Origin of the sequence: Bradyrhizobium sp. CB3481, from assembly GCF_029714305.1 — a bacterium.
Taxonomy (GTDB): domain Bacteria; phylum Pseudomonadota; class Alphaproteobacteria; order Rhizobiales; family Xanthobacteraceae; genus Bradyrhizobium.
Genome location: NZ_CP121647.1, coordinates 2,097,011 through 2,109,431 on the forward strand (window position 1 = coordinate 2,097,011; position 12,421 = coordinate 2,109,431).

General features: G+C 61.9%; 14 protein-coding genes and 3 pseudogenes. 12 read left to right on the plus strand and 5 right to left on the minus strand.

Features of this window, described 5'->3' with window-relative positions; translation table 11 throughout:
• Positions 1-68: 68 nt before the first annotated feature.
• Both QA643_RS10080 and QA643_RS10085 read right to left on the minus strand, forming a co-directional pair.
• Positions 69-935: a PHB depolymerase family esterase gene (locus QA643_RS10080; protein WP_283033026.1), complete on the minus strand. Its 867-nt coding sequence runs from the start codon at positions 933-935 to the stop codon at positions 69-71.
• Between the two features lie 305 nt (positions 936-1,240).
• A complete protein-coding gene (locus QA643_RS10085) occupies positions 1,241-1,660 on the minus strand; it encodes a CopG family transcriptional regulator (protein ID WP_283033027.1) in 420 nt (139 codons plus the stop codon).
• Positions 1,661-1,883: 223 nt separating this feature from the next.
• Between QA643_RS10085 and QA643_RS10090 the strand changes: the two are divergent.
• Positions 1,884-2,656, plus strand: a pseudogene (locus tag QA643_RS10090) (SDR family NAD(P)-dependent oxidoreductase).
• 89 nt (positions 2,657-2,745) lie between these two features.
• Positions 2,746-2,919 carry a hypothetical protein gene (locus QA643_RS10095; RefSeq protein WP_283033028.1) on the plus strand — a complete coding sequence of 58 codons (174 nt, stop codon included), beginning with the start codon at positions 2,746-2,748 and terminating at the stop codon, positions 2,917-2,919.
• On the opposite strand, the gene QA643_RS10100 is transcribed toward QA643_RS10095, so the two are convergent.
• The gene (locus QA643_RS10100) at positions 2,916-3,179 is read right to left on the minus strand and encodes a hypothetical protein (protein ID WP_283033029.1); all 264 of its coding nucleotides are present in this window, start codon (positions 3,177-3,179) and stop codon (positions 2,916-2,918) included. The genes QA643_RS10095 and QA643_RS10100 overlap by 4 nt on opposite strands.
• A 276-nt stretch (positions 3,180-3,455) precedes the next feature.
• On the opposite strand from QA643_RS10100, the pseudogene QA643_RS10105 reads away from it, so the two are divergent.
• Positions 3,456-3,877 (plus strand): annotated as a pseudogene (locus QA643_RS10105) (Wadjet anti-phage system protein JetD domain-containing protein).
• A 147-nt stretch (positions 3,878-4,024) separates the two neighbouring features.
• Complete coding sequence (locus QA643_RS10110) at positions 4,025-4,243, plus strand: hypothetical protein (protein ID WP_283035116.1); 219 nt, start codon at positions 4,025-4,027, stop codon at positions 4,241-4,243.
• On the opposite strand, the gene QA643_RS10115 is transcribed toward QA643_RS10110, so the two are convergent.
• A complete protein-coding gene (locus QA643_RS10115; RefSeq protein WP_283033030.1) occupies positions 4,143-4,424 on the minus strand; it encodes an ImmA/IrrE family metallo-endopeptidase in 282 nt (93 codons plus the stop codon). The genes QA643_RS10110 and QA643_RS10115 overlap by 101 nt on opposite strands.
• Positions 4,425-4,539: 115 nt before the next feature.
• Between QA643_RS10115 and QA643_RS10120 the strand changes: the two genes are divergently transcribed.
• From QA643_RS10120 to QA643_RS10155, 8 genes and pseudogenes are all read left to right on the plus strand, one after another.
• Positions 4,540-5,403 (plus strand): N-acyl homoserine lactonase family protein, encoded by an 864-nt coding sequence (locus QA643_RS10120; RefSeq protein WP_283033031.1) that lies wholly within the window; start codon positions 4,540-4,542, stop codon positions 5,401-5,403.
• A 189-nt stretch (positions 5,404-5,592) separates the two neighbouring features.
• Positions 5,593-6,225 (plus strand): ABC transporter ATP-binding protein, encoded by a 633-nt coding sequence (locus tag QA643_RS10125; protein ID WP_283033032.1) that lies wholly within the window; start codon positions 5,593-5,595, stop codon positions 6,223-6,225.
• Positions 6,222-6,923, plus strand: a complete 702-nt coding sequence (locus tag QA643_RS10130) for an ABC transporter permease subunit (protein ID WP_283033033.1) — start codon at positions 6,222-6,224, stop codon at positions 6,921-6,923. Before QA643_RS10125 ends, QA643_RS10130 begins: the two co-directional genes overlap by 4 nt.
• Complete coding sequence (locus QA643_RS10135) at positions 6,920-8,404, plus strand: Gldg family protein (RefSeq protein WP_283033034.1); 1,485 nt, start codon at positions 6,920-6,922, stop codon at positions 8,402-8,404. The genes QA643_RS10130 and QA643_RS10135 overlap by 4 nt, the downstream gene beginning before the upstream one ends.
• Positions 8,401-8,922: a hypothetical protein gene (locus QA643_RS10140; RefSeq protein ID WP_283033035.1), complete on the plus strand. Its 522-nt coding sequence runs from the start codon at positions 8,401-8,403 to the stop codon at positions 8,920-8,922. Before QA643_RS10135 ends, QA643_RS10140 begins: the two co-directional genes overlap by 4 nt.
• On the plus strand, positions 8,919-9,974 hold the full coding sequence (locus QA643_RS10145) for a HupE/UreJ family protein (protein ID WP_283033036.1): 1,056 nt from the start codon (positions 8,919-8,921) through the stop codon (positions 9,972-9,974). The genes QA643_RS10140 and QA643_RS10145 overlap by 4 nt, the downstream gene beginning before the upstream one ends.
• Before the next feature lie 562 nt (positions 9,975-10,536).
• Positions 10,537-10,632: pseudogene (locus QA643_RS10150) on the plus strand (ribonuclease Z); the annotation flags it as partial.
• 35 nt (positions 10,633-10,667) lie between these two features.
• A complete protein-coding gene (locus QA643_RS10155) occupies positions 10,668-10,943 on the plus strand; it encodes a glycoside hydrolase family 15 protein (RefSeq protein ID WP_283033037.1) in 276 nt (91 codons plus the stop codon).
• A 44-nt stretch (positions 10,944-10,987) separates the two neighbouring features.
• Here the strand turns inward: QA643_RS10155 and QA643_RS10160 are convergent, their stop codons facing one another.
• Positions 10,988-12,313 carry an MFS transporter gene (locus tag QA643_RS10160; RefSeq protein WP_283033038.1) on the minus strand — a complete coding sequence of 442 codons (1,326 nt, stop codon included), beginning with the start codon at positions 12,311-12,313 and terminating at the stop codon, positions 10,988-10,990.
• Positions 12,314-12,421 lie beyond the last annotated feature (108 nt).

Below are 12,421 nucleotides of genomic sequence, written 5' to 3' on the forward strand. Positions count from 1 at the left end.
GGCGGCCTCACTCTCACCGGCATCCCGATGATGTCTCCCATCACCAGGATGAAAAGGCGACGCCAGCTCTAATTCCGCCCCTGTGGGAGCGAATGCTCAAGGAAGAAACGCAGCATTTCCCTCGTTGCATCTGGTCCGTCCGGATCGGTGTAGGAGCCGACGGGGCTGCCTCCCGACCATGCGTGTCCGGCTCCGTGGATTTCCCAGTGCTCGAGGATTCCGCGTCCGCCGGCGTCGATATGGACTGTGCGGGTGTAGGCATGCCCTCCCGGTACCCGTCCGCGATGAACCTTCACCGTCGTGCTCGTCGCTGCGATGGACTGCCGGACAATTCGACCGCCGTTTTTCGAATGCACCGTGGTGTCGCGGTCGCCGTGGAAGACGATCGTCGGAATGGTCGGTCCGTCGCTCGGCATTGCCTCGGACCCCCCGCCGTGCTTCATCGCGATCAGCGCGGAGGGCAGGTCCGTGGCGGCCCCGCAGGCTAGTCCGGAGTGTATGCCGATCGCTGCGTACAGATCGCCGTACGTCGATCCCATCACGGCGGCGGCTGCGGCCCCGGCCGACAGTCCAGCGACGTAGACGCGTTGTGGGTCGACCGAATGGTCGCGCATGATCTGGCGGGTGATGCCGGCGATGAGCGAGGGTTCGCCGCCGCCGCGTTGCTGGTCGGCCGGACGAAACCAATTCCAGCATCTCGCCTGGTTCGCTTCGGCCCGCTGCGCGGGATAGGCCACGAAACAGGTGTGCTCTTCCGCAATGAAGTTCATCCGCGTGCCGGCGGCGAAGTCCTCCGGCGACTGCGTGCAACCGTGCAGCATGATCACCAGCGGAATGGCCTGTCCATGATAGCCGCTGGGCATGAAGAGCCGGTAGGCGCGACTTCCCGCGGCGTTACCGTAGCTGCCTTCGATGAACTTGGCGCCGTCCGGCACGATGTCTCCCAGGCACGGCGGGCCGCGCCTCAGCGATCCTCGGAGGTCGAGCCCCGGGAGGTTCTTGGTGAAATCCTCCGGCGGACGGACCGTTCGATGCGGACTCCTCGCCTCCGTGGCATGTGCCTTGGCCTCGATGGTCGGCGGCTCTCTTTCTGTTGTGGTGGAGCGGTGTGGGGTGGGGCAGTGGCGTCCGGTGCGTTCTCATCCCGCAACATGCGTTGGAGCAGCGCGGTGGCCTCGACGAGATGGCCCGAGCGCGTGAGGCGCGTAGCTTCGCGAACGATGTCCAACTTCAACATGGTCTACCTCATTCTGTCGGCGAGAGCGGATTTGACGGCGGGACTGGCGTGCAGAGCTCCCAGCACGGAGACCGAGGCAATCGTGGCGCGAGCGAGTTCGGGCGTGACGTCCTGGGCGATGCTGGCGAGGCCCAGAACATTGATGTGCAGCATCTCGCCCGCCCGCTGCGCCGCCTCGAGATCATCGCGGCTGTAGTTCCGCAAGCCGAGGTCAAGGCTCTTTCGGGCCGCGGACTGCTTGACCACGTCGGCGTGGCGTTCGAGCTGGTTGCGGATTGCGGTTCGGATGAAATCGGTGCGGTTGGAGTAGAATCCTTCCTGCACCATCAAATCGACCTGACCCAGATCGACGAAACCAAGGTTGATCGTGATTTTTTCGCTGTCAGAAGGCTTTGGTCGAATCTCCTGGACGTTGCTGGCCATCGGTTTTCCATCCATATACCATCTGTATGGATGGTATATGGATAGACGAGCCGGCGCTTCAAGGCCTGCCTTGCGCGTCGGAGGCACAGAAGCGCAATGGTCGACCTGGGTCTCGTGCGGGTCACTGCGTTCCGCCCAGCTGTCCGCGAACGCTCCCGGGCCGGGCGCGGCTGGCCTATCACGCCGACCGGTTGAGTTATGGCTTTGGGTGGAGGAGCATTAAATGGCGTTCGTCCTCATCACCGGCAGCACCGACGGGCTCGGTCGGGCGGCGGCCCAGTCGCTTCTTGACGACGGTCATCAAGTGGTGCTGCACGCTCGATCGGCAGATCGCGCTGCGATCGTCGGCGATCTCGCGTCTCCGGTCGCCGGGATCGTCATCGGCGATCTCCGCAGCGCTGCCGAGACCAGGAGCATCGCGGATCAGGTCAACGCTATCGGACGAATGGATGCGATCATCCACAACGCTGGCGTCTACACCGAGCGCAGTCGCGGCGCTACGCCCGAGAGCCATGCCTCCACGCTGGCGGTGAACACCCTGGCCCCGTACATGCTGACGGCGCTGATTCAGCGTCCCGGTCGGCTGGTCTACCTCAGCAGCGGCCTGCATCGCGGAGAGGGATCGCTGGACGATCTCTCGACTGGACGAAGCGCACTTGGGATCCGGAAAAGGCCTATGCGGAAAGCAAGCTGCAGGTCGTCGCGTTGGCCTTCGCGCTTGCGCGACGGTGGCCTCAGGTCTTGAGCAATGTGGTCGATCCCGGTTGGGCGCGCACGAAGATGGGCGGCCCCGGCGCGCCGGTCGACCTCGAGACTGGCCAGCGGACCCAGAGCTGGCTGGCCGTGAGCGACGAGCCTGCCGCCAAGGTCAGCGGCCGCTATTGGCATCACCTGCGGCAGGAGCGGCCGGCCAGCGAGGCCGCCGACCCCGAATTTCAGGAACAGCTTATCGCGAAATTGGCCGAGCTGACGGGCGTGGCACTTCCTCAGGCTTAGGACCAAGGCCAGCGTTCGTCGCCAGCCCCGGATTCCTACGGTCCGATCGATGCGTAATCGTTTACGATCTGCGGCTATCTTGCCGCCTGATGGACATCGAGCACGACCCCGAGCGCGAGGCAGTTTCGGCGATGAAGCTCGCCGCCGAAGCTGATGGAGCCGAACGGCAGAGATGGATCAGCGCTGCGGTGGCGTGGATCGAACTCACTCGCTTGCGGGCGCCGCCCGGCAGCGAGCACGGCCGGACAGCACAGGCGGTCTAGTCGATCTCCTGCGGACACTCCGGACAGGTGTCGCCGATCGAATCCAGCACCCCCGCGATCGCGACCGCTTGTGGGGAGCAACCGGGCGGCGGGTCTTCGCAAGCGATCTGAAGAGCGCGCTCGCGGGCGTGTGGGTCGGCATGGAACTGGATCCAGCCGTGCTCGTCGCACTCGCGGATGGCGCCCGCGTCCAGCAGCACGGAAATCGCCCATCCGCGCAGCGTCCGGATCGCCGGTCGCTTTTCCTTCGTCATCAGCATCGGGGTGGCTCCTACTGGGACGAATCCTTGCGTCACTCCGTCCGTTCCGGGCGGTTAGCACAGAGCTGGGATTCGAAATCGCGGTGGCTGCACTTGTCCGTCTGTTCCGCCGGACTACTACGCAGGCAGCGCCGGGTCCTCCTTCTCGCCGGCGGCGACGATCTTCAGAGTGCCGTCCGGCATCCTGTGTATCTGAAAGGGCCTGTGGCCGTGGAAGGGGCCAGCCAGCGACTGGTCGACGGCCGCGCCAAGCCGCTCGCCTCGATCTATCCCGAGATGCTCTCGCAATTGTCGGTCCTTGAGCGTCCATCGGCTATCCTGACGATCGAGAACTATGCGAGCTTCAATCGACAGGTCCGCGAGATCGAGGACGGCAGCCTGGTCGTCTACACCGGCGGCTTCCCCGCAGCAGGGGTCATCGAACTTCTAGCAAAGGTTCTAGCGACCGTGCCGGCCGACGTGCCATTCCTCCACTGGGCGACGTGGATGCCGGCGGCGTCCCTATCTTCAGGTACCTGGAAGAGAGCCTGCCCCGCGGGCCGCGCCCGCATATTATGACCAGAGAGCTGGCCAAGAAGTCCGGCCAGCCCGCCGATCCGGATCCGAGTTGGGATCGATTGCGAAGTCCGACAGCGCGGTCCGTGACCTGGCGGAGTGGTTCGGTTGGGACGTGCGTCACATGGAGCAGGAGGCGCTAGATTCGGAGCCGCCAAAGATTAGGGGTCACCGTCTCATGAACCTTTCGTACGTGTCCTCGAGAGGCTGTCCTTCGGACCACGACTTTGGCTCGCGTCTGGTAGATGGAGCAACGTGTAAGCGGTCTCGTACTTCTCGCTCCGGAACGAATGTTCTTTGACACGCTGATTGAACCACGCTCCCGGGGGATCGACGCCACGGCGTACTTCCGGCGTGAACTGTTCCTGCGCAACGGCGGATCCGGCGGCAGTTCAACCGGGCCGCGGCTTATGCGGATGAAGATCCCGCTTGAAGGCAGGATCGCTCGACCATGCCCAATTGACGTATCAGTCGATGGAATTGACGAAGACCGCTCGCCTGCCATCTGAGGACCGCTGCTACCAGCGAGACTTCGTAGCGGCTCGCGCATTTGCCGATCGCGTCGAAGTCGGGCTTGTCTCTTGGCGCGATCTGCTTCCGGAAATCGTCCAACGGCGTCAACCGCCATGAGGCGAACTCGTTTGCCTCGCGCTCGACGTGGCCCTTGCCAACGCTACAAAAGCCAGTCATTTCGCCTTGCTTTTCCCTGACCCGTCAACCTATTCTAGGGTATTCGGTCACAAGCCTTGGCCGATCCTGAGGCTGCGTAGACAGCCCTTAAAACGAAGACGAAGGAGGACACGCTATGGCATTCAAGCATGCTGCGTTGGGTCTCGCTGTCGCGCTCGGACTGGGAGCTGTTTCTGTGCCGGTGACCGCGCAGGAAGGTCCCAAACTCTACGTCTTCAGTTCCGGATCGCTGGGCGGCTTCCCGAAGGCGGCGCTGCAGATGGGCGGTCAAGGCAACATCGATTGGGCGCCCGTGAGCTTTTATGTGCTCAAGCATCCCAAGGGCAATGTCATTATCGACACCGGCAACAACGACAAGACGATCACAGATCCCGAAGGCTGGTGGGGACCGCTCGCCAAGGGTTTCGGTCTGAAAATGACCAAGGATGACGCGATCCCCGCGCAGCTCGCCAAGATCGGGCTCAAGACCGACGACATCAAGTATGTCGTCATTGGCCACCTCCACCTTGACCATGGCGGCAACGTCGGTCAGTTCCCCAATGCTACGCTTGTGGCGCAAGACGATGAATTCAAGGCGGCCTGGTGGCCGGACGTCGGCTTCTCCGTCTACTACATTCCAGGGGATTTTGCCGACACCAAAAAGATGAACACCATCCGCCTCAATGGTGACCTCGATCTGTTTGACGATGGCTCGGTGCGTATTATGCGCGCCCCGGGCCATACGCCGGGCAGCCAGTTCGTGGTCGTGAAGCTTCCAAAGACGGGTTCGGTGATCCTCACCAGCGACGTCGTCTATCTGAAGGAAAATCTTGACAAGAACCTGATCCCGCCGATCCCCGGTACGCAGTCTCCCGGGGACGCCTACAAGAGTTATCAGCGCATCCGGCTCGTGCGTGATGCCAATAACGCGCAGATCTTCTACGGGCATGACCCGGAGATCTTCAAGGCGACGAAGAAGGCGCCCGAATTCTACGACTGAGGATTGGATAGGCGCGGGCGTTTCCTTCCGGAACATCGGCCGACCGACGCTGCGTTTTCGGGACGTTGCATGACCATCTCGCCAAGCGACGTGGCGCCTTCTGACGTGTCCTCCCGAAGGGTAGATGCGCAAGCCATCTCCGCCGTCGATGTCAGCAAGCACTATGGATCGGTCGCCGCGGTTGATCGATTGACGCTCGACGTCCGCGCCGGCGAAGTGCTCGGATTGCTGGGGCCGAATGGTTCCGGCAAGACCACCTTCATGCGGCTGCTTGCGGGTTATCTCATGCCCTCCGCCGGCCGCCTGACCGTGGCGGGGCTGGATGTGACCAGGGATTCGCTCGCGATGCGGCGGCGCATCGGCTATGTACCGGAAGGAGCGCCACTGTACCGGTACATGCGGGTGGGCGAATTCCTTGTTTTCATGGCGCGGCTGCGCGGTCTGCCGGAACGCGAGATCGAAGAGGCGGTCGCGCGCGTTGCGCAACGGCTCGCGATTTCCGCGGTGCTCGACAAACCCACGCGGGCCTTGTCGCGCGGCTACCGCCAGCGGACGGCGCTGGCGCAGGCGCTGATCCACGAACCGGACATCCTTATCCTTGATGAGCCGACCAATGGCCTCGATCCACGCCAGATCATCGAGATGCGGGAACTGATCCGTTCGCTCGCCGGACGCCACACCGTGCTGATGAGCTCTCATATCCTCAGCGAGGTAGAAAAGACAGCCGACCGTGTCGCGGTCCTGCTCGATGGCCGGTTGCTCGGCGTTCGCTCGATCGCCGATACGCCCGACCTCGAAGACTGGTTCCTGTCACTCACATGAGAACGCTACGCACGCTCCTCGCCAAGGAACTAAACGCGATTCTGACCTCGCCGATCGGGTACACGGTTGCCGCGGTGTTCCTGCTCGTGCTCGGCTACACCTTCAGCCTCACCCTGTTCGCGACCAAAGTCGCCAACCTACAATACATCTTCCATCAGATGTATGTGCTCTCGATCTTGCTGTTACCGGTCTTGACGATGCGCAGCTTTGCCGAGGAACGGCGCTCGGAGACGCTTGAGCTCTTGCTGACAGCGCCGGTGCCCGAGCTGTCGATCGTGCTCGCCAAGTATGCGGCCACTCTGACGCTTGTGCTCGGCATGTTTGCTGGCTCTCTCGTCTACGTGGTGATCCTCGCCCGCTACGGCGAGCCCGACTGGGGTCCGATCTATGCGGGCTATCTGGCATTGGCCCTGCACGCATCCCTGCTGGTCGCGGTAGGCCTCTTGATGTCGAGCCTTACGGAAAACCAGGTCGTCGCCGCGGCGCTGTCGATCGGCGTGTTCCTGATGCTCTGGTTCGCCGATTCGGTGTCCTATCTGCTGGCGCCGCCATTCGACAGCTTCGCCATCAACCTGTCGCTGATCGGCCATTTCAAGCCGATGGTTTCGGGGTCCGTGTTCCTTTCGGACATCGGCTATTTCGTCAGCGCGAGCATGCTCGCGCTGTTTCTCACCACCTGGGGGCTCGCGCAGCGATGAGCGCCGAGGTGATCAATATCGGCTGGTTCGTCGGGGTCATTGCCGCGCTTGCGCTGTTGTATGCCGCAGGGCTCAAGCTGCCGATACAAATTCGCTCGGCAAGCCGCGCCGTTACCGCAGTTCTCGTGGTCGGCGGCGCCATTGCTGTCGCAATCCTCGCCAATATCGCGCTATTCCGCCACGATGCCGCGCTCGACCTGACGCGCGAAAAGGCCTTCACGCCGTCGGCTGAGTCGCGCGCCATGGTATCCGCGCTAAAAGAGCCGGTTGATGTCGCCTATTTCTATCAGAAACAGAATCTCGGTGCGCGGGCCCTCGCCACGATGCTGCGGCAGCTGGAGCGGCAAAACGCCAATTTCCGCCTGCAGCTGATCGATGCGGACCAGAACCCGGCCCTGGCAAGCAGTTTTGGCGTACGGATCTACAATTCTGCCGTGCTGAGTGCGGGCGGCCGGCGCGTCGAGGTGGTCACCACCGACGATCGCGAGGTTGCCCTCGCCCTGCTGCGACTGATGCGCCGGCGCGAGGTCGTGATCTGCTTCGCCGCGGGTCATGGCGAATACGACATCGACAATTTCGAATTCCATACCCATTTCGAGGGCGCGCAAAGCCACAGCCACGACGCGTCCGGGCTCGCCATCGTACAGATGGAGCAGCATGGCATCGGCCGTCTCAGGCGCGCGCTAGAGAAGCTCGGACTGGGCGCGCGGAAAATTTCTTTCGCCACCGGTCAGCCCATTCCGGACGACTGCGCCGTCGTGGTCGAAGCCAATCCGCGGACCCGTTATAGCCCGGGCGAGAGCGAGATGTTGCGCAGCTATTTCGAGCGAGGCGGCGCGGCGATGCTGCTGATCGAGCCGGATTATGTGCTCGACGACAGCATCGCGGCTGTGCTCGCCCGGATGGGCGTCAAGGTCAACAGTGGCGTGATCGTCGATCCCAAGGATCACTACTTCACCGACGAGCAGATGATCGCCGTCTCGCGCTACGGCAATCATCCGGTCACGCGGGGACTCGCACTCTCATTCTATCCTGGCGCGCGGCCGCTTGAGACCATTACGGCGCCCGGCGTGCGCGTGGTGCCGCTCGCGGTCTCCAGCGCGGAAAGCTACGTCATCAGCGACCGCCTCGGCGGCCGTGCCGATCCGGAAGCGGGACCGCCGACCGGGCGGATCATTGCGGTGGCCTCCGAAGGACGCATCGGCGAATCGGCAAAACCGTTTCGTCTCATTGTCGCGGGCGACGCCGACTTCGTCTCAAATTCCTTCTTCCCTTATCTCGGCAATTCTGATGTCGTGCTCGCGGGCCTTGCGTGGCTCGCGCGCGAAGAGCGGGCGCCAACGGTGAAGCCGCCGGTGGAGGTGTTGCCGACGGTGAGCCTCACCGGCGAACAGATGCGCGGAATCTTCATCGTCACGGTGCTGCTGATGCCGGGTCTGATCGCCGTTGCGGGCGGCGCCATGTGGTGGCGGCGACGATGAGCCGCCTTGGGTGGGCCGCTGCCGCGCTTGCCGCCGTTGCATTTCTTACGGCGCTTGCCTTCACTGGCGGCCGCGGCGGTCCGGGCCTTGCGCCGTTCACGTCCAATGGACTCCTGACCATACCGGCCGGGGCAGTGCGCGTGGTCGACGTCTCGACCCGAGAGCGGCAATGGCTGTTTGTACGCGGCGAGGGCGGCTGGCAGATAAGGCGAGGTAAGGCCGAGGCTGGGTTTGAAGAGCGGCTTGAGGCCGCGCTCACGCTCCTGCGCAATTCGGGCCCGGAGCGAATCCTGACGGCGGCAGAGGTTGCGAGCGTCGACGCCGGGCAATTCGGGCTCGATCCGCCAGCACTACGCGTAGTCGTCAGGGGAGGCGAGGCAAGCAGCTTCGCGATCTCATTCGGTGCAACAAATGTGCTCGGGCTATCGCATTACGCGCGGGCCGATGGCCGAAGCGAGATCGTGCTGCTGCCGGGCTTCGTGGCCGAAGCATGGGAAGCGGTGGGAGGCATGCCGTGATTACGTGCGTGTTGCGGTGGATGACGTTGGCGCTGGCCCTACTTTGGTCTGCCATCGTTCTCGCGCACGCGGTCACCACGGCCCTCATCCGCATCGAGCTCGTCGACAATCGCTTGCACTATGCGCTGTCGGTCGTCTTGCCCGAAATACCGAACCGATCCGCCGAACTTCTCACCTCCGCCGCCAATGGCGATCGTTCGGCGGCGGAGCGAGTTGTCGCCTATGCCGGGCAGACCCTGTCGCTCGAACTCGGCAACGCGCGTTGCCGGATGGGCCGGGTGCGGATCAGCGGAGCCGGCGCCAATGACGCCCGCGCCACGATCGAGATCGACTTCACTTGTGATGCCTCGCATGGCCGCCTCGAGATTGCCGAGGACTGGAGCGCGCTTCTCGGCGAGCACTATCGAACATTGGGAAATGTGCGAACAGCCAATGGCGAGCGTCAGGTCAGCTTTGAGGAATCGTCACGGAAGATCGCGATCGAGGTGGACCGCGTCGCTGCAACCGGTTGGTTCGATTTCATCAAGGTCGGCGTCGAGCATATCATAACCGGCTATGACCATCTGCTGTTCCTCGTCGCGCTGTTGGCGACTGCGCAGGGCATTTGGTCAGTCGTCCGCATCGTCACGGCTTTCACGCTCGCGCACAGCGTGACGCTTTCGATTGCAACACTGAATATTCTGACCATTCCCGGCTACATCATCGAGCCGCTGATCGCAGCGAGCATCGTCTGGGTCGCGCTCGAGAATTTGCTCGTCAGCGAGCCGGACCGGCGCCGCTGGATCTGGAGCTTTGTATTTGGCCTTGTGCATGGTTTCGGCTTTGCATCGGCGCTGGGCGAACTCGGCCTGAAGGGTAGTGCGATCGTACGGGCGTTGGTCGGCTTCAACGTTGGTGTCGAGATCGGCCAGTTGATTTTCGTCGCGGTGTTCTTGCCGGCGCTCGCCATGCTCAAGCGTGGACGCGGCGCGTCATTGACCCCGCGGATCACTTCCATCGCGGTCGCGATTGCCGGCACTTACTGGCTGGGCGAACGCATTATCGGGTATTGACGCGCGTTTCGCCTAGCGCGCTCGCTGCGGCAACCATCTCCGATTGTGACAGCGTACCGAGATTGCTACCGTCTTGCTGTAGTACGGCGATTGCGCCGTCAAGCGGCTCAGGCGGACCGCGCTGAGGAGGAGGGGGCCGAACCAAAACTGACAGCCATTTTTTTTGCATGACAAATGCTTTTAGCCAAGCCAAGACGCTCAGGAGTAACGAGAAGAAGAAGCCAAATCTTTCCCCAAGACCAGGAAATAGCTATACTTGTGGCGCGCCCCAGAGTTGACACTGAGGGTAGCTAGCAAACTGGAAGCCCTGTCGGTTAGACAGGGCTTTTTTTGCTTGCGAAAGACCCCGTAAATTTCGCTCCACTTTCCCGCTCGGATTACCGCAGAAACGCACGGTGTGGCCGATGCCCGCAGCGATAGGTTTTGTGAAGAGTTTCGGATGCCGGCCGCAACGGAGGATGCCGCAAGGTCAGGCAGCTGGCGTCCAATGAGCTCAAAAGAAACCGCGTAATCTTCGTCAAGCGTTGTTGCCAGCGCGCTGCCGAGCTTTCTGGTGGGTACTTCCGGCCGGTATAGCGATGAGGATTTATTGTTCGAGGCAAAGAAGACGTTTCCAAACAGCCGAATTGCTGTGGATTTCGATCATATCGTGATTTAACCGTGGCGTGCCGATCAGTTCGAGCAGCATGTCTTTTGGATCGTGTTTGGTCGCACCAGCGGCAACTGGATATCTATGGCGAGCCGATGGATGCGCTGTACCAGTCCCGTCGAGGAGGACCTCGCGAAAACAAGAGAGCTTGGGCCGTCCAATGCGCGTTGCTCGATCATCTCAAAACCATATGGACCGAACCTGACGAAGGTATCTGGGAGGTCCGTGGCGGCCCGAAACAATTCACCTATTCCAAGATCATGGCGTGGGTGGCGTTCGACCGAGCGATCAAGTCGGTCACGGAGTTCGGCATGCAATGACCGCGAACGCAGGACATTCGTTCAGGTATACGGCGAACCGCAGCTTACACGCCTGCAGCGTTGATATCTTTCCCGGTGTAGTCCGTCATCATCGCTGTCGCGACCAGCGTAATGACCGCACATATCGCGATATAGATCGCAATCGCGGTGGCAGAATGATAGGTGCCGTACAGCCATGTCGCGATCAATGGCGCCGGGCCGCCGGCGATGACGGACGCGAGCTGATAGCCGAGCGAAGAGCCGCTGTAGCGCAATCGCCCGGTAAAGCTTTCGGCGATCAGCGCGGCTTGCGGACCGTAGAGCATGTCATGCGGAATAAGAGATAGGATGATCGCGAGAAAGATGATGGCCGACGATCGAGTGTTCAGCATGGCGAAATAGATGAAGCCGAACACACCGGTCACTACCGCACCAATCATGTACATGTTCTTGCGGCCAATGCGGTCCGACAGATGGCCGAACAGGGGGATTGAGACAAACGATAACACGGAGGCCGACAGAACCGCCGAGAGCAGGAAGTTGCGAGGGACATGCAGCGTTTCGATGCCGTAGGAGAAGATGAATGCCGTGAAAATGTAGAACGGCGCCTGTTCGGCCATACGCGCGAAGGCGGAGAGCAGGATCTCCTTCGGATGCTGCCGGATCACGGTCAGCATCGGAGTGCGGTCAACTTTGCGCTCGGCAAGCAGCTTGGCAAATACCGGGGTCTCCAGAATGCCAAGCCGGATGTAAAGGCCGACACCGACCAGTATCAGACTTAGGGCGAACGGGATTCGCCAGCCCCAAGCCAGGAAATGTTCACCGGACATTTGGCTAAGTGCGAGGACCGCCAGATTGGCGAGGAAGAGCCCGCAAGGCACGCCAAATTGTGGCCAGGAGGCGATAAAGCCGCGCGAATGATTGGTGCGCGCCCACTCCATTGACATCAGCACGGAGCCGCCCCATTCACCGCCGACGCCGATGCCTTGGATGAATCGCAGGGCGGTGAGGATTACCGCGCCCCAGATCCCGATGCTATCGTATGTCGGGACCAGCGCCACCGCGAAGGTGGCTAGGCCCATTAGGAGGAGCGTTGCGATCAGGGTCGACTTGCGGCCGATACGATCTCCGTAATGTCCAAAAATGGCCGCGCCGATCGGACGTGCCACGAAGCCGATCGCGTAGATGGCAAACGCCTCAAGCGTCCCGACCCAGGGGTCTGAGTGTGGGAAAAACAGCTTTGCGAAGACGAGGCCCGTGACAATGCTGTAAAGGAAAAAATCGTACCATTCGATGGCAGTCCCAATGGTGGAAGCAATGACGGCTCGGCGAAGCTGAACCTGATGTTCGGATGGCGAGAGGGAAGGGATGTCGGCATCGAGTGTTGCCATGAGCGGTTCCTCTGCGACACCCCCCTAGAAGCCGGATCGGAATAAGCCTTTTTCGCCTGAACGCGTTGGTCGCTTAAACGTTCCTGCAATGCTACTAGACTTTAGATG

Bases quoted from the DNA above. Each gene is read 5' to 3' on its own strand.
- QA643_RS10095 (WP_283033028.1), top strand. From the start codon at position 2,746: ATGGACATCGAGCACGACCCCGAGCGCGAGGCAGTTTCGGCGATGAAG.
- QA643_RS10135 (WP_283033034.1), top strand. From the start codon at position 6,920: ATGAGCGCCGAGGTGATCAATATCGGCTGGTTCGTCGGGGTCATTGCC.
- QA643_RS10085 (WP_283033027.1), bottom strand. From the start codon at position 1,660: ATGGCCAGCAACGTCCAGGAGATTCGACCAAAGCCTTCTGACAGCGAA.
- QA643_RS10115 (WP_283033030.1), bottom strand. From the start codon at position 4,424: ATGACTGGCTTTTGTAGCGTTGGCAAGGGCCACGTCGAGCGCGAGGCA.
- QA643_RS10130 (WP_283033033.1), top strand. From the start codon at position 6,222: ATGAGAACGCTACGCACGCTCCTCGCCAAGGAACTAAACGCGATTCTG.
- QA643_RS10140 (WP_283033035.1), top strand. From the start codon at position 8,401: ATGAGCCGCCTTGGGTGGGCCGCTGCCGCGCTTGCCGCCGTTGCATTT.
- QA643_RS10120 (WP_283033031.1), top strand. From the start codon at position 4,540: ATGGCATTCAAGCATGCTGCGTTGGGTCTCGCTGTCGCGCTCGGACTG.
- QA643_RS10160 (WP_283033038.1), bottom strand. From the start codon at position 12,313: ATGGCAACACTCGATGCCGACATCCCTTCCCTCTCGCCATCCGAACAT.
- QA643_RS10110 (WP_283035116.1), top strand. From the start codon at position 4,025: ATGTTCTTTGACACGCTGATTGAACCACGCTCCCGGGGGATCGACGCC.
- QA643_RS10100 (WP_283033029.1), bottom strand. From the start codon at position 3,179: ATGCTGATGACGAAGGAAAAGCGACCGGCGATCCGGACGCTGCGCGGA.